Annotated in this window: 19 protein-coding genes and 1 riboswitch; of the genes, 11 read left to right on the forward strand and 8 right to left on the reverse strand. The window is 70.9% G+C overall.

What is annotated here, in order from left to right; all coding sequences use genetic code 11:
• Positions 1-44: 44 nt before the first annotated feature.
• Positions 45-821, reverse strand: a complete 777-nt coding sequence (locus BIV03_RS02500) for an isocitrate lyase/phosphoenolpyruvate mutase family protein (protein WP_071294528.1) — start codon at positions 819-821, stop codon at positions 45-47.
• Positions 822-918: 97 nt separating this feature from the next.
• Between BIV03_RS02500 and BIV03_RS02505 the strand changes: the two genes are divergently transcribed.
• Both BIV03_RS02505 and BIV03_RS02510 read left to right on the forward strand, forming a co-directional pair.
• Entirely contained in the window at positions 919-1,800 is an 882-nt protein-coding gene (locus tag BIV03_RS02505; protein WP_071294529.1) for a helix-turn-helix domain-containing protein, read from the forward strand.
• Between the two features lie 148 nt (positions 1,801-1,948).
• Positions 1,949-3,136, forward strand: a complete 1,188-nt coding sequence (locus tag BIV03_RS02510) for a MalY/PatB family protein (RefSeq protein ID WP_254790694.1) — start codon at positions 1,949-1,951, stop codon at positions 3,134-3,136.
• A 77-nt stretch (positions 3,137-3,213) separates the two neighbouring features.
• Here the strand turns inward: BIV03_RS02510 and BIV03_RS02515 are convergent, their stop codons facing one another.
• The 3 genes from BIV03_RS02515 to BIV03_RS02525 are packed head-to-tail and all read right to left on the reverse strand — an operon-like array spanning position 3,214 to position 4,799.
• Positions 3,214-3,999: a class I SAM-dependent methyltransferase gene (locus tag BIV03_RS02515; protein WP_071294531.1), complete on the reverse strand. Its 786-nt coding sequence runs from the start codon at positions 3,997-3,999 to the stop codon at positions 3,214-3,216.
• Between the two features lie 58 nt (positions 4,000-4,057).
• Complete coding sequence (locus BIV03_RS02520; RefSeq protein WP_071294532.1) at positions 4,058-4,258, reverse strand: hypothetical protein; 201 nt, start codon at positions 4,256-4,258, stop codon at positions 4,058-4,060.
• Positions 4,259-4,301: 43 nt separating this feature from the next.
• Positions 4,302-4,799, reverse strand: coding sequence for a GNAT family N-acetyltransferase (locus BIV03_RS02525; protein ID WP_071294542.1), 498 nt, complete (start codon positions 4,797-4,799; stop codon positions 4,302-4,304).
• Between the two features lie 69 nt (positions 4,800-4,868).
• Between BIV03_RS02525 and BIV03_RS02530 the strand changes: the two genes are divergently transcribed.
• Positions 4,869-5,756 (forward strand): LysR substrate-binding domain-containing protein, encoded by an 888-nt coding sequence (locus BIV03_RS02530; protein WP_071294533.1) that lies wholly within the window; start codon positions 4,869-4,871, stop codon positions 5,754-5,756.
• 19 nt (positions 5,757-5,775) lie between these two features.
• Here the strand turns inward: BIV03_RS02530 and BIV03_RS02535 are convergent, their stop codons facing one another.
• Genes BIV03_RS02535 through BIV03_RS02550 form a run of 4 tightly spaced genes read right to left on the reverse strand, consistent with a single transcriptional unit; the run spans position 5,776 to position 7,670 of the window.
• Positions 5,776-6,030, reverse strand: coding sequence for a hypothetical protein (locus tag BIV03_RS02535; RefSeq protein ID WP_071294534.1), 255 nt, complete (start codon positions 6,028-6,030; stop codon positions 5,776-5,778).
• A complete protein-coding gene (locus BIV03_RS02540; RefSeq protein WP_070416724.1) occupies positions 6,027-6,509 on the reverse strand; it encodes an FBP domain-containing protein in 483 nt (160 codons plus the stop codon). Before BIV03_RS02540 ends, BIV03_RS02535 begins: the two co-directional genes overlap by 4 nt.
• A 35-nt stretch (positions 6,510-6,544) precedes the next feature.
• Positions 6,545-7,285 (reverse strand): M56 family metallopeptidase, encoded by a 741-nt coding sequence (locus BIV03_RS02545; protein WP_070416723.1) that lies wholly within the window; start codon positions 7,283-7,285, stop codon positions 6,545-6,547.
• A 10-nt stretch (positions 7,286-7,295) separates the two neighbouring features.
• Positions 7,296-7,670 (reverse strand): BlaI/MecI/CopY family transcriptional regulator, encoded by a 375-nt coding sequence (locus tag BIV03_RS02550; protein ID WP_070416722.1) that lies wholly within the window; start codon positions 7,668-7,670, stop codon positions 7,296-7,298.
• A 93-nt stretch (positions 7,671-7,763) separates the two neighbouring features.
• Positions 7,764-7,866: riboswitch (glycine riboswitch) on the forward strand.
• 170 nt (positions 7,867-8,036) lie between these two features.
• Between BIV03_RS02550 and gcvT the strand changes: the two genes are divergently transcribed.
• The 8 genes from gcvT (at position 8,037) to BIV03_RS02590 (ending at position 18,795) form a co-directional block, all read left to right on the forward strand.
• Positions 8,037-9,155, forward strand: a complete 1,119-nt coding sequence (gene gcvT / locus BIV03_RS02555) for a glycine cleavage system aminomethyltransferase GcvT (protein WP_071294535.1) — start codon at positions 8,037-8,039, stop codon at positions 9,153-9,155.
• Positions 9,156-9,159: 4 nt separating this feature from the next.
• Complete coding sequence (gene gcvH, locus BIV03_RS02560) at positions 9,160-9,537, forward strand: glycine cleavage system protein GcvH (RefSeq protein ID WP_071294536.1); 378 nt, start codon at positions 9,160-9,162, stop codon at positions 9,535-9,537.
• Positions 9,534-12,458: an aminomethyl-transferring glycine dehydrogenase gene (gcvP, locus tag BIV03_RS02565; RefSeq protein ID WP_071294537.1), complete on the forward strand. Its 2,925-nt coding sequence runs from the start codon at positions 9,534-9,536 to the stop codon at positions 12,456-12,458. Before gcvH ends, gcvP begins: the two co-directional genes overlap by 4 nt.
• Positions 12,459-12,772: 314 nt before the next feature.
• A complete protein-coding gene (locus BIV03_RS02570; RefSeq protein WP_070416718.1) occupies positions 12,773-14,401 on the forward strand; it encodes an ABC transporter substrate-binding protein in 1,629 nt (542 codons plus the stop codon).
• A 231-nt stretch (positions 14,402-14,632) separates the two neighbouring features.
• The gene (locus tag BIV03_RS02575) at positions 14,633-15,562 is read left to right on the forward strand and encodes an ABC transporter permease (protein WP_071294538.1); all 930 of its coding nucleotides are present in this window, start codon (positions 14,633-14,635) and stop codon (positions 15,560-15,562) included.
• Positions 15,552-16,502 (forward strand): ABC transporter permease, encoded by a 951-nt coding sequence (locus tag BIV03_RS02580; protein ID WP_070416716.1) that lies wholly within the window; start codon positions 15,552-15,554, stop codon positions 16,500-16,502. The genes BIV03_RS02575 and BIV03_RS02580 overlap by 11 nt, the downstream gene beginning before the upstream one ends.
• On the forward strand, positions 16,499-18,241 hold the full coding sequence (locus BIV03_RS02585) for an ABC transporter ATP-binding protein (protein WP_070416715.1): 1,743 nt from the start codon (positions 16,499-16,501) through the stop codon (positions 18,239-18,241). Before BIV03_RS02580 ends, BIV03_RS02585 begins: the two co-directional genes overlap by 4 nt.
• Positions 18,242-18,339: 98 nt before the next feature.
• Entirely contained in the window at positions 18,340-18,795 is a 456-nt protein-coding gene (locus BIV03_RS02590; protein ID WP_071294539.1) for a PH domain-containing protein, read from the forward strand.
• Positions 18,796-18,861 lie beyond the last annotated feature (66 nt).

Genomic DNA, 18,861 nt, shown 5'->3' on the forward strand with positions numbered 1-18,861 from the left:
GGCGCGGTGCCAGCTGGCACCGCGCCTCCAGGCCGCCTGTTGGTTCAGTTGAGGGTCGGGGTGTCCTCCGGCACGACGCCACCGCCGTACAGGTCGGTCGCCAGGTCGCGCAGCGCGCGGAGCGCGACGCGCTGCGTCAGCGGGCCGTACGAGATGCGGGCGACCCCGAGGGCCTCGTACTCGGCGGCGGGCAGGGCGCCCGGCAGCCCGATCACGGACAGCTTGCCGCGACCGAGGCCCGCGACGAGCTGCTCCACGACGTCCCGCTGGATGGCTCCCGGCACGAACACCAGCGCGGCGCCGTTGTCGAGGAACGCCTTGCCGCGGGCGATCGCGTCGGCGATGCTCTCCTCGATCGGGCGGTCCCCGCCGCGGGCGATGGCGTCGGTGCGGGCGTTGAGCTGGAAGTCGATGCCCTCGGCCTGGGCGGCGGCGGTGATGGCGGCGACCCGGGCGACGGCCTCGTCGAACGGGCGGAGGCGGTCCTCGACGTTCGCGCCCACGATCCCCGCAGCGATCGCGCGGCGGATCGTCTCGGCCGGGTCCTCGTAGCCGTCGTCGAGGTCCGCCGTGACGGGCAGGTCCGTGGCGGCGGCGACGGTCGCGGCGCCCGACAGTGCCAGGTCGAGCGGCATCCCGCCGTCGTCGTACCCGTACGAGGCGGCGATGGAGTGCCCGGCGGTGGCGATCGCCTTCGTCTCCGGCAGGTCGCTGACGACCTTCGCGCTGATCGCGTCCCAGACGTTGACGACGCGGAGGATCTCCGGTGCTTCGTGCAGCTGCTTGAGGGTGGTCGCCTTGTCGGCGGTGCTCGTGCTCATGACGCAGACAGTAGGCCGACCAGCCCGGGCAGGGATCATCGTGTCCGTCGCGCGACGTCACCGTAGCGTCGAGCACACCACCAGGAAGGACACCGACATGGAGCGTTGGAACGAGGCGATCGCCGCGGTCGAGGAACACCTCGACGGCGGCCCGGACGACACCGTGCTCGACGTGGACGAGCTCGCGCGCATCACCGGGACGAGCGAGTACCACTTCCGGCGCGTGTTCTCCGCGCTCGCCGGGATGCCGCTCTCCGAGTACGTCCGACGTCGGCGGATGACGCTCGCCGCGGCCGTCATCGCCTCGGGGACGACGACCGTCTCGGACGTCGCCGCACGCTTCGGGTACGGCTCGGCCGATGCCTTCGGGCGGGCGTTCCGCGCCGTGCACGGCATCGGGCCGCAGGAGGCGCGCGAGCCCGGCGCAGTGTTCCGGTCGCAGGGTCGGCTGTCCTTCCGTCTCACCGTCGAAGGGAGCACTCCCGTGCAGTACCGCCTCGTCCAGAAACCCGCCTTCCGTCTCATCGGACGCTCGACCCGTGTCCCGCTCGTGTACGAGGGGCCGAACGATGCGATCCAGGCGTTCGAACGCAGCATCACCCCCGAGGACCGGGAGCGCATCGCCGGACTGTCCGACCAGGAGCCGTCGGGTGTGCTGTCGGTGTCCGATGCGTTCACCGAGGGCCGCGCGGACGGCAGTCTCCTCCGTTACTCGGTGGTCGCCGCCACTTCGGTCGAGAGCGCACCGGGCCTCGACGTCATCGAGGTGCCGGCTGCGACGTGGGTGGTGTTCTCCGGCTCGGGACCGGTGCCCGGAGCGATCCAGGCGCTGTGGCCGCAGGCGTTCGGGGAGTGGTTGCCCGCCAACCCGTACCGTCTGGTGGCGGCGCCGGAGATCGCTCGTGTCCGGCTCGCACCCGGCGGTCGTACCGCGGAGGCCGAGCTCTGGCTCGCGGTCGAGCCCGAGCCGGGGGCGTGACGCGCATCTGATGAGCAGCAATGGTCGGGTCGGCGCAGGCAACCCGACCATTTCTGCTCACGATGCGATCCGCGGCCCCGGCCCGCGCGCGACGCAGGATGACGGCCGGACTCGCGCCGCGCCTCCAGTCCGATGCATGCTGGGACGCATGGCGCACGACGAGGAGGACCCGGTCGGCACCCTGCGAGGGGTCCGTACGAGCATCAAGTGGACGCGGTACGCGCCCGACGTGCTGCCCCTGTTCGTCGCCGAGATGGACCACGAGGTCGCGCCGGCGATCCGGCAGGCGCTCATCGAGCGGGTGCAGCAGTCCGACCTCGGGTACCTCGATGGGCCCGGGCCGCTCGCACCGGCGTTCGCCGCGTTCGCGAAGGACCGCTGGGACTGGGACGTCGACCCCGCCCGGGTGTCCCTCGCCACGGACGTCAGCGTCGGGATCGTCGAGTCGCTCCGCCTCGCGCTGCCGGACGGCGGCCGGGTCGCGATCACGCCGCCGGTGTACCCGCCGTTCTTCGAGCTCGTCGAAGAGGCCCGATGTCAGGTGGAAGAGGTCCCACTGCTCGAGCAGTGGGGCGTGTACCGGCTCGACCTCGAGGGCCTCGAGCGCGCCTTCGCCGACGGCGTCCGCGTCTTCCTGCTCTGCAACCCGCACAACCCCGTCGGCCTCGTGCACGACCACGACGACCTCGTGGCGCTCGCCGAACTGGCCGCACGGTACGACGTCCTCGTCATCAGCGACGAGATCCACGCACCGCTGACGCACCCCGGCGTCCGCTTCACCCCGTTCGCCGCGGTGGCCGAGCCCGCCGGTGCGCGGAGCATCTGCGTGACGAGCGCGAGCAAGGGCTGGAACCTCGCCGGGGTGAAGTGCTCGATCATCGTCGCCGGGGACGCACGAACGGCAGCGCTCCTCGACACGCTCTGGGAGGAGGTCGCCTGCCGCACGAGCATCCTCGGGTTGCACGCGAACCTCGCGGCGTTCAGCCTGGCGACGGACTGGCTCGACGACGTGGTCGCCCGGATCGTCGCGAACGAACGGCTGCTCGGCTCCCTGCTCGCGGAGCACCTGCCCGGCGTCGTGTACACCCGGCCCCGCGCCGGCTACCTGGCGTGGCTCGACTTCCGCGGCATCGGGCTCGGGGACGACCCGGCCGTGCCGCTCCGGGAGCACGCCTACGTCGCGTTGAACTCCGGCCTCGGGTTCGGCTCGCAGGGCCGCGGGTTCGCGCGGCTCAACCTGGCGTGCTCGCCGGACACGCTGCGCGAGGCGGTGCTGCGGATCGCGGCGGCCTACCCGTCGAGTGCGCAGGAGGGGCTGGTCTGGCACGTCGCGTGAGCGGCGGGCTGGTGTGGGCCGTCAGCTGCTGGCTTTCGGCTGTCGGCTGTTGCCGTCGGCCTGGCGGCGCGGGTCGGCTACTCGGGTCGGCGCGCCTCGACGAGGTGACGGGCTGAGGACGCCACGAACGGTCCGTCCCGCTGGATCAGCTCGTGCAGGTCGCGCAGACGGTCGCGGTACCGCTCGACGCTGAAGTCCGGCACCCACCAGATCACCTTCCGCAGTAGGTAGACCACCGCCGCGACGTCGCGGATCTCGATGCGGGTGCGAGCGGTCCGGAGGTCCACGACCTCGAGGCCGGCGGCTCGCGCGGCGTCGGCCTCGTCGTCGTGGTGTCGCCCCCGACGCTCGATCGGCTTCGGGCCGAGGAAGAACTCGATGAGCTCGAACACGCTCGCCGGGCCGACGTGCTGGGCGAAGTAGGTGCCTCCGGGGGCGAGTACCCGGGCGATCTCGTCCCAGTGGATCGCGGCGGGGTGCCGGCTCGTCACGAGGTCGAAGGCGCCGTCGGCGAAGGGCAGCGGTGGTTCGTCCGGGTCAGCGACGACGACCACTCCGCGCGGGTGCAGGAGCCGAGTGGCGGCGGCGACGTTCGGCGCCCAGGACTCCGTCGCGACCGCCGTGGCCGGGAACGCCGTGGCCTCGGCGAGGACCTCACCACCGCCGGTCTGCACGTCGAGGCTGGCGGAACCGGGGACCTCGGCGAGGCGGCCGAGTCGCTCGCCGAGCAGCTTCGCGTAGCCCCACGGCGGGCGCTCCTCGGTGGCGCGGCCGTCGAGCCACGAGAAGTCCCAGCCGGTGACATCTGCGGCTTCGCCGATCGCGATCAGGTCGTCGAAGGTCGTGGTGCTCACGCGGTCCATGGTGGCGTCTCCCCGGCGAGGGCGCCAGCTCGTCGCAGCTGCTCGCTGACGGGGAGCGTCAGGCCACGTACTGGTTGCGTCCGACGACGCGGATCGTCAGGTCGACCTCGCGCGCGGGCACCTCTTCGGTGAGCCCGATCCACTCGCGGGCGACGAACCCGACGGAGGGCCACCGGGTGACCTCGGTCACCAGGAACCCGTCGATGAACACCTGCCACGCGCCGCGTTCGCGGACGGCCTGCACCTCGTGTGTCGCCATGCCGCGAGCGTACCGGGTCGGTACCGCTCCCTGGCGGCTCCGCTCAGAGGTCGAGTGTCATGTGGACGTCCGCGCGGGCGTAGGGGCTGGGCGCGACCTCGTCGTGGCCGAGGTGCCGGAACCCGAACGCCTCGTACAGGTGCACGGCGCTGGCCAGCTGCGCGTTGCTCTCCAGCACCACCCGGTGCGCGCCGATCGCCCGGGCACGTTCGAGCGCTGCGGCGATGAGCTTGCGGCCGGTGCCGTGCCCCTGGTGCTCGGTCGAGACGGCCATCTTGACCAGCTCGAACACCCCGGGCCCGACGGGCGCGATGCCGACGCAGCCGATGACCGGCCCGTCCGATCCCAGCCGTGCGACGAAGGCGGCGCCGCCGGGCTCGACGATCTGGCCGAGCGGGTCGCCGAGGAGCTTCCGGTCCTCGTCCTCGAGCGTGAAGAACCGGCTGATCCACGCCTCGTTGAGGACGCGGAACGCCTCGGCGTCGGCAGCGGAGGCGATGTCGGTGATGAGCACGGCGTCGGTGGTGATCGCATCGGGCATGCACCCATCCTCGGACGCCGTGCCGAGTCCCGTCCAATACTCGTTCGCGCGGATCGATACGCTGTGTGCATGGATCGCGAGCTCGACGTCGACCTCCGGCAGCTCCGGGCGTTCCTCGCCGTGGCCGACGAACTGCACTTCGGACGTGCAGCCGAGGCGCTCCGGATCGCACAGCCGGCGCTGTCGCAGCAGATCCGGCGGACGGAACGGGCGCTCGGCGTCGACCTCTTCGTGCGGACGAGCCGCAGCGTCGCGCTCACCCCGGCCGGACGGGTGCTGCAGGGCCGGGCACGATCGCTCCTGCAACAGGCGCGCCGGGACCTCGACGAGACCGTGCGGGTGGGCCGGGGCGAGGCCGGTCGGCTCGACGTCGGGTTCGTCGTCTCCGCGCTGCCGCTCGGTCCGATCGAACGCGTGCAGGTGTTCCGGGAGCGTTACCCGCTCGTCCGCGTGGAACTCACCGAGGGCTACTCGTCGACCCTGCTGGCGCGGATCGTCCGTGGGGAGCTCGACCTGGCGATCGTGCGCGATCCCGATCCCGACCCGGCCGTGCGCTTCCTGCCGTTCCGCAGCGAGCGGTTCGTGGCAGCGGTCCCGCGCGGGCACCGGCTCGCGGCGCGGGCATCGATCCGGGGACCGGAGCTGCTCGACGACCCGTTCGTGTTCTTCCCGGCGGAGGCCGGATCGGTCGCGACCGAACGCAACCTCGCCCCGGTGGTGTCCGGTCCCCGGCGACCCGTGGTCGTGCAGGAGGCCACCACCTGGGCCACGGTGCTGCACCTGGTCGGCGCGGGCCTCGGGGTGACGGTGGCGCCGGAGAGCGCCACGCTCGCCGCTCCGGACACCGTCGTGCTGCTGCCGCTCGAGGCGGACGACCACCGGAGCGAGCTGGTCTGGGCCGCCCGCGCCGACGACGACCGCGAGATCCTGCGGAACTTCATCGCCGCGACGGAGTGAGTCCGCAGCGCCGGGCCCCTCACGCCAGCGGCAGCACCGGTGCCCGCTGGTCCCCGAGCTCGTCCACTCGCCAGGGTCGGGTGCCGCGCAGCGTCAGGCCGAGCTGCGCGAGCACGAAGCCCACGTGTGGTTCGACGTCCGGGTCCCACGGCCCCTCGACGCCGAGCCCGAACGCGCCGAGCTCGTCGTCGGCCTCGTCGCGAAGGGTCAGGCGCCACCGGCCGTCTCCGAGTTCCTCGACGACGGCCCACCGGGCGGTGCTGAACCGGCTCACGCGGTCTTCGCCACGTCCTCGGTGAAGTTCCGCACCCGCTGCAGGAGTGCTTCGCCGCGCATCGCGATCGTCGCCGGCGGGTTGAGGTGCGGCGGCGCGGTGCGGATCAGCATCGGGCACCCGAGGTCTTCGCAGATGTAGGAGCCGATGGTGTTGCCGTTCCGCCCCGATTCTCCGGCGCGCGCGGCCGAGAACAGGCGGACCTGCGTCGCCGGCTGCGGGGAGTGGCAGAACGAGCACATCGCGGCGATCCCGGGGCGGAGGGACCCACCGGCGGAGCGCACGACGATCCCGACCGGGCGGTCGTCGATCCAGGACACGATGTAGCCGCGGCGGGCGGCCTGCGGGTCGCGCCACCCGAGGAACTCGCGCTCGTCCCACAGCGTCTCGTGCAGGCCGGGGATGGGCAGCTGGGCGAGTTCGTCCGGGGTGGCGTTGACGAACGACGAACGGATGTCTGCTTCGGTCAGTGGCTTCACGGTGCCATCACCATATGCCCCACCGCCGACACGCGTCAGGACCCCAGACGGGAGGCGCGGATCGCCCCGAGCGCGCTCGTCCCGTCCGCCACCAGGACGGCTCGCCGCAGCGCGTCGCGTCCGACACGTCGTGCGGCCGCGTCGTCGGCGGCGAACTCCACGAGGACGCGCGTCGAGCGCGCCATGGCGCGCGCGCCGGGGATCCACGGGACCGCACGCTCGATCGACTCGGCGATCCCGACCGCGACCGCGTGGCGCTGGGTCAGGTGCGCGCGTTCGTGGGCGACCACGGCCTCCAGTTCGTCGGTGCGCAGACGGTCCGCGAGCCCGGTGCTCACGAGCACGCCACCGGACCTGCCGGGGACGGCGCAGGCGAGTGCGTGGTCCGCCTCGAGGACGGACACCGGCGTGCCGTCGATCTCGCGGTGCGGTGCCGCACCGGAGCGCATCGCCTCGCGCACGGCCTCGTGCTCGGGGCCGGGCCGGACCCGGACCGCGATCACGAACGCGAGCACGGCGAGCAGGGCGACGCCGACGTTGAGGCCGTGCGTGGGGGAGCCGCCGAACCCCATCGGGTCGGTGATCGGGCGGTTCGCCACGACGAGGAGCGTGATGCCCGCGACGAAGCCGACCACGCCGAGCAGCACCGCCACCGACCAGCACACCAGCGCGGTTCGCGGCCGGTCGATCGTCCACGCGGAGCGGGTCAGGACCCGGGGCGCGAGGACCACGACCGCCAGGGCGAGCGCGATGAGGACGACTCCGGTGACGACCACGGCGGATCCGTCAGGAACGGGCTCGGGCGTCGAGGGCGCGGCGGATGACGTCGAGGTCGTCGGAGGCGAGCGAGCCGGTGAACTGCAGCAGAGCGGCTTCGCGGTCGGTCGCCGCGGCGAGGGCGTTCGACATGAGGGAGGCGGTCTGCTCCTCCCTGCTGTTCGTCGCGCGGAAGGTGAGCGGTGCGTCGTCGTGCTGCTGCCGCTCCACCCGGCCCTTGCGACCGAGGCGGTCGAGCACGGTGAGCACGGTCGTCAGTGCGGGCCGGGGTTCCGGGAAGGCGTCGAGCACTTGGCGCGCGCTGAGCCCGCCGTCCGCCGACCAGAGCGCGTCGAGCACCGCCTGCTCGAGCTGCCCGCGGGGGCGTGATCGCTGACCTGCCATCCCCGCATTCTACGAGATGTCGAACCACCGGGTCCGTCACATGCCCGAAACGCGGGGTCGGTATGATCGGCCCGACAACTGAAGACCGGCCGTTCATCCGTCGCGGGAGACGTCGTGCGGTGCCCTGGGCACCCAGCACGGCACCGAAGGAGCAATCCCCCCGACAATCTCTCAGGTCCCACACCGCAGCGGACAGGCCACTCTGAAAAGCAGCCACGATGCCCCCACCGGGTCGGTCCGTGGCTCGCCCACGGTGAAAGCCGCCGGACCTCACGGGCCGCGGTGAAACTCTCAGGCCCATGACAGAGGGGGAGTTCCGCCCGACGACGGTCGTCGGGTCCTGCCGATGCCAGGAGAACTCCGCCCATGCCAACGTCCCCACTGCGCTCGTCGCCGCTGGAGCCCGCCCACGAAGCCGCCGGCGCCACCTTCACCGACTTCGCCGGGTACCGGATGCCCGTCCGGTACTCGTCCGACCTCGCCGAGCACCACGCCGTGCGTCAGGCCGCCGGTGTCTTCGACCTCTCGCACATGGCCGAGGTCGGCGTCACCGGTCCGCAGGCCGTGGCCTTCCTCGACCACGCACTCGCCGGGTCGTTCGGCGCGATGCCGGTCGGACGGGCGAAGTACTCGCTCCTCCTCGCCGAGGACGGCGGCATCCTCGACGACCTCGTCGTCTACCGCACCGACGAGGACGTCTTCCTCGTCGTCGCGAACGCGTCGAACCGGCAGGTCGCGGTGGACGCCCTGACCGCACGGGCCGACGGCTTCGACGTCGAGGTGTCGGACGACTCGGACACCACCGCACTGGTCGCGATCCAGGGCCCGGCCGCTGCCGGGACGCTCGACGCGCTCGTCGTCGCCGACCGGCTCCAGCCGGAGAGCCCCCTCGACGAGCTCGGGTACTACCGGGCGCTGCACGCGGTGTTCGACAGCGCCGAGGTCCTCGTCGCCCGCACCGGCTACACCGGCGAGGACGGCTTCGAGGTCTACAGCGACCCGTCCGTCGCCGGAGCGCTCTGGGACGCCCTGCTCGAGGCCGGCGCCGACCGCGGGGTCGTGCCCGCCGGCCTCGCCGCCCGCGACACCCTCCGGCTCGAGGCGGGCATGCCGCTCTACGGGCACGAGCTCGGCACCGACGTCCGTCCCGCCCAGGCCGGCCTCGGCCGGGTCGTGGCCAAGGACGGCGACTTCGTCGGCGCCACCGGCGTCACCCCGTCGGACGACGCCCGCGTGCTCGTCGGCCTGGTCACCGAGGGCCGCCGGGCCCCGCGTGCCGGGTACGACGTCGTGCAGGACGGCGTCGTCGTCGGCACCGTCACCTCCGGTGCGCTCTCGCCGACCCTCGGCCACCCCGTCGCGATGGCGTTCGTCGACCCGGCGCTCGCCACCGAGGGACAGCTCCTCCACATCGACGTCCGCGGAACGGCCATCCCCAGCACCGTCACCGCGTTCCCCTTCTACCGCCGCGCCTCGAAAGGCTGATGCAATGACCGACCAGACCGCACTCCAGTACACGGCCGACCACGAGTGGCTGCTCGTCGAGGGCGACACCGTCACCGTCGGCATCACCGACCACGCCGCCGAACAGCTCGGTGACGTCGTCTACGTCGAGCTCCCCGCCGTCGGCACCGCCACCACCGCGGGCGAGCAGATCGGCGAGATCGAGTCGACCAAGAGCGTCGGCGAACTCTTCGCCCCGATCGAGGGCGAGGTCGTGGCGATCAACGACGCCGTCGTCGACGCCCCCGACACCGTCAACCAGGACCCGTTCGGCGCCGGCTGGCTCGTCAAGATCAAGGTGGACGGCACCTCCTTCCCCGAGGACCTCATGGACCACGACGCGTACCGGGCGTCCATCGCATGACCGGCGACCTGCAGAACCTCCAGACGTCCTTCGCTGACCGCCACATCGGCACCACCCCGGTCGACCAGCGGACGATGCTCGACGCCGTCGGCCAGCCGTCCCTCGACGCCCTCGTCCGCGCCGCGATCCCCGAGTCGATCCACGCGGCGCCGACCGTCCACTCGGGCATCCCCGCGGCGATCGGTGAGACCGAGGCGCTCGCCGAACTCCGGGCCAAGGCCGCCCGCAACACCGTCCGTCGCGCCATGATCGGGCTCGGGTACCACGGCACCCACACCCCCGCGGTGATCCAGCGGAACGTGCTCGAGAACCCCAGCTGGTACACGGCCTACACGCCGTACCAGCCGGAGATCTCGCAGGGCCGGCTCGAGGCGCTCATCAACTTCCAGACCATGGTCTCGGACCTGACGGGCATGGCGACCGCCGGCGCCTCGATGCTCGACGAGGGCACGGCCGTGGTCGAGGGCATGCTCCTCGCCCGCCGGGCGTCCAAGGTCACGGGTGACGCGTTCCTCGTCGACGCCGACCTGCTGCCGCAGACCCGTGCGCTGCTCGACCACCGGGCCGAGGCCGTCGGCATCGTCCTGCGCGGGTTCGACGCCGTGGCCGGACCGACCGACGAGCAGCTCGACGGTGCCTTCGGCGTCATCGTGCAGTACCCCGGTGCCTCCGGTCGGATCGTCGACCCGTCGTCGGTCATCGAGCGCGTGCACGCCGGTGGGGGCATCGCGGTCGTCGCGGCGGACCTCCTCGCGATGACGCTCCTCGCCAGCCCCGGCGACCTCGGCGCCGACGTCGCCGTGGGCACGAGCCAGCGCTTCGGCGTCCCGCTCGGCTTCGGTGGCCCGCACGCCGGGTACCTCGCCGTCCGTGCCGGCCTCGAGCGCCAGCTGCCCGGCCGCCTCGTCGGGGTGTCCTTCGACGCCGACGGGCAGATGGCCTACCGCCTCAGCCTGCAGACCCGCGAGCAGCACATCCGCCGCGAGAAGGCGACGAGCAACATCTGCACCGCGCAGGTCCTGCTCGCCGTGATGGCCTCGATGTACGCCGTGTACCACGGTCCCGAGGGGCTGCGCTTCATCGCGGACCGCGTCGCCCGGACGACGTCGGCGCTCGCCGCGGCCGCCCGTGACGCCGGGCTCGAGGTCGTGCACGACGCCTTCTTCGACACGCTCACCGTCCGCGCGCCCGGACGCGCCGAGGCACTCGTCGCCGCGGCCCGTGACGCGGACCGCCTGCTGCACCTCGTCGACGCCGACACCTTCCAGCTGTCCGTCGACGAGACGACGACGCCCGAGGACGTGACGGCCCTCGCCGTCGTGTTCGGCGCGGTCGACGCGACCGTCCCCGCGACGGAGACCGCCGTGCGGGACGCGGCCACGCGCCTCCCGTCCGACCTGCTGCGGAGCAGCGAGTACCTGACGCACCCGGTGTTCAGCGCCCACCGCAGCGAGACCCGCATGATGCGCTACCTCAAGCACCTCGCCGACAAGGACTACGCGCTCGACCGCGGCATGATCCCGCTCGGCAGCTGCACGATGAAGCTCAACGCGGCGACCGAGATGGCGGCCGTGACGTGGCCGGAGTTCGCGAACATCCACCCGTTCGCGCCGCGCGACGACGTCGAGGGCTACCTCGACATGATCGGCGACCTCGAGTCCTGGCTGGCCGAGGTCACCGGGTACGACACGGTCTCCCTGCAGCCGAACGCCGGCAGTCAGGGCGAGCTCGCCGGACTCCTGGCGATCCGCGGGTACCACCGGTCCCGCGGCGACGAGTCCCGCACGGTCTGCCTCATCCCGTCGAGCGCGCACGGCACGAACGCCGCGTCGGCCGTCCTCGCTGGCATGCGGGTCGTCGTGGTGGCCTGCGACGAGAACGGCAACGTCGACCTCGACGACCTCCGTGCGAAGACCGAGCAGCACGGCGACCAGCTCGCCGCGCTCATGATCACGTACCCGTCCACGCACGGCGTCTACGAGCACGACATCCGCGAGATCTGCGCCGCCGTGCACGACGCCGGCGGCCAGGTCTACGTCGACGGCGCGAACCTCAACGCCCTGCTCGGCCACGCCCGGTTCGGCGACTTCGGCGGGGACGTCTCGCACCTCAACCTGCACAAGACGTTCTGCATCCCGCACGGTGGCGGCGGGCCCGGGGTCGGTCCGGTCGCGGCGAAGTCGCACCTCGCACCGTTCCTGCCGGGCCACCCGTTCGCGCAGGACGCCGACCGTCGCACCGGCTCCGTGCGCGCCGAGGGTTCCGACCGCGACGCGCACGCCGGTGGCCCGGTCAGTGCAGCGCCGTACGGCAGCCCGAGCATCCTGCCGATCACGTGGACGTACGTCCGGATGATGGGGCTCGAGGGGCTCACCCGTGCGACCGAGGCCGCGGTGCTCGGGGCGAACTACATCGCCGCACGCCTGCGCGACGCGTTCCCGGTGCTCTACACGGGGGAGTCGGGTCTCGTCGCGCACGAGTGCATCCTCGACCTCCGCCCGCTCCGGGACACGACGGGCATCACGGTGGACGACGTCGCGAAGCGCCTGGTCGACTACGGGTTCCACGCCCCGACGATGTCGTTCCCGGTCGCGGGCACGCTCATGGTCGAGCCGACCGAGAGCGAGGACCTCGCCGAGCTCGACCGTTTCGTCGACGCGATGCTCGCCATCCGTGCCGAGGCCTCGGCGGTCGAGCGTGGCGAGTGGCCGGCGGACGACAACCCGCTCGTGCACGCCCCGCACACCGCGTCGTCGGTGATCTCGGGGGAGTGGACGCACGCCTACACCCGCGAGCAGGCGGTCTATCCGCTGCCGGGCATCAGCGCCCGGAAGTACTGGCCGCCGGTGCGCCGGATCGACCAGGCGTACGGCGACCGCAACCTCGTGTGCGCCTGCCCGCCGGTCGAGGCGTTCGCCTGATCCCGAGCTCGCGTAACGTGTGCCCCGTCCGGTGTCCCGGGCGGGGCACACTGCTGTGCGCAGCCAGGCAATCGGCTTGCACAGAGTTGTGCACGGACGCAAGCATCTCGATGCGGTTGCAACAATCTCGCCCCGGCGTCCGTGATCCGCCCGAATCTTGCATCCTCTCGCAAGGATCGTGCAACTTGGTTTCCGATTTGTAACCGATCTCCCCTGGGCTTGGTGAGCACTCCCCACACTGCCTACAGTGCAAAGGTCAAACGTGGCGAGCAGGCACCCGTGCGCCCGCCGCGTCCCATGCACCAGGAGGAATCTTGATCAAGAAGCGCGCTGGGCTCGCAGCCCTCGCCGTGCTCGGGGCCACAGCAATCGCCCTGGCCGGCTGCTCCAGCAACAGCAGCAGTGGAGGTGACAAGGCGGGCTCGACGAACGCGTCCGGCATCGTCACCACCAACGGCAACGAGCCCCAGAACCCGCTCATCCCCTCGAACACCACCGAGGTCGGCGGCGGCAAGATCATCGACTCGATCTTCGAAGGCCTGGTGTCCTACGACGCCAAGGGCAAGCCGGTGAACGAGGTCGCGAAGAGCATCGACACCGATGACTCGAAGACGTTCGACATCAAGCTCAACACGGACTACACCTTCACCAACGGCGAGAAGGTCACGGCCGAGTCGTTCACGAAGGCGTGGAACTGGGCCGCCCAGTTCTCGAACAAGCAGGGCGCGAGCTACTTCTTCGAGAACATCGAGGGCTACGACGCCACGAAGGACTCCGAGCTCACCGGCCTCAAGGTCGTCAGCGACGACGAGTTCACCGTGACGCTCAAGTCGGCGCAGTCGGACTTCCCGCTGTCGCTCGGCTACTCGGCGTTCGTGCCGCTGCCCTCGGAGTTCTACAAGGACACCAAGGCCTTCGGTGAGAACCCGATCGGCAACGGTCCGTACAAGCTCGACGGCAAGGGTGCGTGGACGCACAACCAGTCGATCAAGCTCGTCACCAACAAGGACTACGAGGGCAAGCGCAAGCCGAAGAACGGTGGCCTGACGGTCACGTTCTACACCTCGCAGGACACCGCGTACTCCGACGCGCAGGGCGGCAACCTCGACGTCCTCGACGCCGTGCCGGACAGCGCCTTCGCGACCTACAAGTCCGACTTCCCGGACTCGAACGTCAACCAGGCCGCCGCGATCTTCCAGGCGATCTACCTGCCCTACTACCTCGACCACTGGAAGGGTGAAGAGGGCAAGCTCCGCCGCGAGGCGATCTCGATGGCGATCAACCGCAAGCAGATCACCGACAAGATCTTCGACGGCACCCGCACCCCGGCCAAGGACTTCACCTCCCCGGTGATCGCCGGCTGGAACGACGACCTCGACGGTTCGGACGTCCTGACCTACGACAAGTCGAAGGCCAAGGAGCTGTGGGCCGAGGCCGACAAGATCTCGAAGTACAACGACACCCTCACCATCTCGTACAACGCCGACGGCGGGCACGAGGCGTGGGTGACCGCGGTCACGAACTCGATCTCGAGCACGCTCGGCATCAAGGCCGAGGGCAAGGCGTACCCGACGTTCGCCGAGGCCCTCGCGGTCCAGACGGACGACAAGCTCACGGGCGGCAGCCGCACCGGTTGGCAGGCGGACTACCCGTCGCTGTACAACTTCCTCGGCCCGACCATGGGTGACGGCTCGTCGAGCAACTACTCGCGCTACGACTCGGCCGAGTACAACGAGCTCCTCCAGAAGGGCCGTTCGGCCGCGACCGTCGAAGAGGGCAACAAGTTCTTCGACCAGGCGCAGGAGCTCCTGTTCAAGGACCTCCCGGAGATCCCGCTGTGGTACTCCAACGTCACCGGCGTGTGGAACGCGGACACCGTGTCGAACGTGAAGTTCGGCTGGAACTCGGTGCCGCTGTACTACGACGTCGAGGTCAAGAAGTAACCTCAGTCTCCTCGTGAGACACATCGCGGACGGGTATCCTGCTCCGCGACCACCGGACGGGGGTTCGGGAGCCCACCAGGCTCCCGAGCCCCCGTACCTCGGCGGCAACACCTTCCCCCACCACAGCGGGCGCCGCCGCCCGCACCGGACTCCCGTGCCGACCCGCGGACCGTCCACCCCTCACGACATGAACCTGAACGACATGCGCGTCCCGAACCAGGCAGGGATCTGATGGCCTGGTACCTCGGCAAGCGCCTCCTGCAACTCATCCCCGTGTTCTTCGGGGCCACGTTCCTCATCTACTTCATGGTGTTCTCCCTGCCGGGTGACCCGATCGCCGCCCTGTTCGGTGACCGTCAGCCGTCGCCGCAGGTCATCGAGCAGCTGCGCCAGCAGTACAACCTCGACAAGCCGTTCATCATCCAGTACCTGCTCTGGATCGGCGGCGTGTTCCGCGGTGACCTCGGGCTGACCTACTCGGGTCTGCCCGTGAGCTCGCAGCTCGCGCAGGCCTTCCCGATCACGGCTCGCCTCGCGATCCTCGCCCTGCTGTTCGAGTCGATCGCCGGCATCGTCGTCGGTGTCATCGCCGGTCTCCGCAAGGGCAAGCTCTTCGACGCGACCGCCCTGGTCGTGAGCCTCCTGCTCATCTCGGTCCCGACGTTCGTGGTCGGCTTCCTGCTGCAGTACGTCCTCGGCATCAACCTCGGCCTGTTCCGGGTCACGGTGTCGGGTCAGGCGCCGTGGTCCGAGCTCGTCCTGCCCGCGATCGTGCTGGCGTCGGTGTCGTTCGCGTACATCGTCCGCCTCACCCGCGCGAGCGTCGCCGAGAACGTGTCGGCCGACTTCGTCCGCACCGCGACCGCGAAGGGGCTCCCGCGCCGTCGCGTGGTGGGCGTGCACATCTTCCGCAACTCGCTCATCCCCGTGGTGACCTACCTGGGTGTCGACATCGGCAACCTGATGGTCGGCGCGGTCGTCACCGAGGGCATCTTCAACATCCACGGTGTGGGTGGCACGGTGTTCCAGGCCGTCAAGCTCGGCGAGGGTCCGACCGTCGTGTCGTTCGTCGCCGTGATGGTCATCATCTTCATGCTCGCCAACCTCCTGGTCGACCTGCTCTACGCCGTCCTGGACCCGAGGATCCGCTATGCCAAGTAACGCCGCACCCCGCTCGGCGACGCACTACGTCGCCCCGCTCGAGGAGACCCCGCTCCAGGCGGTCGACCAGGTCAACGAGGACGAGAAGACCCGTTCGACCTGGAGCGACGCCTGGGACTCGATGCGGACCCGTCCGATGTTCTGGGTGTCGTCGGTCCTCATCCTGCTGATCGTCCTCGTGGCGCTCTTCCCGGGGCTCTTCGCCCACGTCGACCCGCGTGCGGCGGACCTGGCGAAGAGCAACGAGGGACCCGAGGCCGGCCACATCCTGGGCTTCAACCGCCAGGGCAACGACGTCTACGCCCGCACCATCTGGGGCACGCGCAACTCGCTCATCGTCGGTGTCGTCGCGACCGTCCTCGTGTCGATCGTCGGCATCGTGATCGGTGCCCTCGCCGGCTTCTTCGGCGGGTGGCTCGACACGATCGTGTCCCGCATCGGTGACATCTTCTTCTCGATCCCGACGGTCCTCGGCGCGATCGTGATCATGTCCGTGATCCCCGCGCGGAACGCCCTGACGGTGTCGCTGGTGCTGGCCGTGTTCGCGTGGCCGCAGATCGCCCGCATCATGCGCGGCGCCGTGCTCAGCGCGAAGCAGTCCGACTACGTGACGGCCTCGGCCGCGCTCGGTGTCAGCCGCTTCACCACGCTGGTCCGCCACGTCGTCCCGAACTCGCTCGCACCGGTCATCGTCGTCGCGACGGTGTCCCTCGGCACGTTCATCGTCGCCGAGGCCACGCTGTCCTTCCTCGGTATCGGACTGCCGCAGTCGGCGCTCAGCTGGGGTGTCGACATCGGCAACGCCCAGGCGTCGATCCGCACCGCGCCGTCGACCATCTTCTGGCCGTCCGCCGCCCTGTCCATCACCGTGCTCGCGTTCCTCCTCCTCGGTGACGTGGTCCGCGACGCACTCGACCCGAAGGCGAGGGCCCGCCGATGAGCGAGACACTGACCCAGCCGAACGCCAGCCGTACCGGCGGCTCCGGTGCGCCCCTGCTCGAGATCACCGACCTCGAGGTCGGCTTCAAGACGCAGAACGGCTTCGTCCAGGCGGTCCGCGGCGCCAGCTTCACCCTCGAGCAGGGTGAGCGGCTCGCGATCGTCGGCGAGTCCGGCTCCGGCAAGTCGACGAGCGCCCAGGCGATCATCAAGCTCCTGCCCGGGACCGGCCAGGTAACCGGCGGGTCGATCAAGTTCAACGGGCGCGAGCTCGTCGGCCTGAGCGACAAGGAGATGTCGGAGATCCGCGGGAAGGAGATCGGCTACGTCCCGCAGGACCCGATGTCGAACCTCAACCCGCTGTGGTCGATCGGCTTCCAGGTCGAAGAGGCCATCAAGGCCAACGGCATCGCGACCGGCAAGCACGCCATCCGTGCCCGTGCGGTCGAGGTCCTGCAGGAGGCCGGCCTCGGCGACGCGTCGACCCGCCTGAAGCAGTACCCGCACGAGTTCTCCGGCGGCATGCGGCAGCGCGTGCTCATCGGCATCGGTCTGTCGAGCCGCCCGAAGCTGCTCATCGCCGACGAGCCGACGAGTGCGCTCGACGTCACCGTGCAGCGCGTGATCCTCGACCACCTCGAGACCCTCACCCGCGACTTCGGCACCTCCGTCCTGTTCATCACGCACGACCTCGGCCTCGCCGCCGAGCGCGCCGAGAAGCTCGTCGTGATGTACAAGGGCCAGGTCGTCGAGGCCGGGCCCTCGAAGGAGATCCTGGCGAACCCGCGGCACCCGTACACGCAGCGCCTGGTCGCCGCGGCACCGTCGCTCGCGAGCCGTCGCATCCAGTCAAAGGTGCAGCACCAGCGTGTCGACATCGCGGACGTCGGCAGCGACGACGCCGAGCTCCTCGCCCGCGCCCAGGAGCGCGAGCAGGCACCGGCGAAGGACCTCATCGTGGTGAAGAACCTCGAGAAGGTCTACAAGCTGCGCGGCAAGAACCTCGCCTCCCGCGAGCTGAAGGCCGTCGACGACGTCTCGTTCTCGATCCCGAAGGGCACCACCACGGCGCTCGTCGGCGAGTCCGGTTCGGGCAAGTCGACCGTCGCGAAGCTCGTCCTGCAGCTCGAGGCCATCACGAGCGGCACGGTCCAGTTCGACGGCATCGACATCGGCGCGCTGAAGGGCAAGGACCTCTTCGACTTCCGCCGCCGCGTGCAGCCGGTGTTCCAGGACCCGTACGGCTCGCTGGACCCGATGTACAACGTCGGGAACACGATCGCCGAGCCGCTGCACACGCACAAGGTGGGCGACAAGGCGTCCCGCCGGGCCCGCGTGCTGGAGCTGCTCGACCAGGTCGCGCTGCCGAAGTCGATGGTCAACCGCTACCCGAACGAGCTCTCGGGCGGGCAGCGGCAGCGCATCGCCGTGGCGCGGGCCCTCGCGCTCAAGCCCGAGGTCATCGTGCTCGACGAGGCGGTCTCCGCGCTCGACGTGCTCGTGCAGGGCCAGATCCTCGACCTGCTCACCGAGCTGCAGTCCGAGCTGGGCCTGACCTACCTGTTCATCACGCACGACCTGGCCGTCGTCCGCCTCGTGGCGGACAACGTCTGCGTCATGCGCAAGGGACAGATCGTCGAGAAGGCGACCACCGACGAGGTCTTCGCCAACCCGCGCGAGCAGTACACGAAGGACCTGCTGGACGCCATCCCCGGCGCCGGGTTCGAGTTCGGACGCTGATCCCGCTGGACACGAACGAGGCCGGACGCACCGTCGTCCTCCGCGCAGGCCGCGGAGGCGCGGTCGCGTCCGGCCTCGTCGCGTTCCTGGCGCTGTTCATGCTCGGCGACGCCGCGGTGCGGGGGAGCTGGGACGTCGTCCTGCACGCCATCGGTCCCCTCGCCGCGCTCGTCTGGGTGCTCTGGGTGCTCACCTTCCGCCCGCACGTACGGATCACCGACGACGCGATCACGGTGGTGAACCCACTCCGGTCCACGACGGTCCCGTGGGGCGCCGTCGAGGACGTCCGGATGCGCTGGCAGATCGTGCTCGACCTCGCCGACGGCCGCCGGGTCACCTGCTGGGGCGGTCCGTCGCTGCCGCGGCCGAAGCCGACCCGACGCGGGGAGCCCCGCGTGCTGCGGCAGCCGGACGAGTTCGTCGCGGTCCGCGACCGCTGGTCGGAACGGCACGGGCGCACGCCCGACGCCCCCGTCGTCCGGGGCTGGGACGTGCCGGCCGTCGCGTCCGGCATCGCCGTGTTCGCCCTCTGCGTCGTCGCGATCGTCGTCTGAGACGTCCCACCGGACGGACGGGAGGCGCGGTGCCAGCTGGCACCGCGCCTCCCGTCCGTCACACGG

The organism is Curtobacterium sp. MCBA15_016 (assembly GCF_001865105.1).
Lineage (GTDB): Bacteria > Actinomycetota > Actinomycetes > Actinomycetales > Microbacteriaceae > Curtobacterium.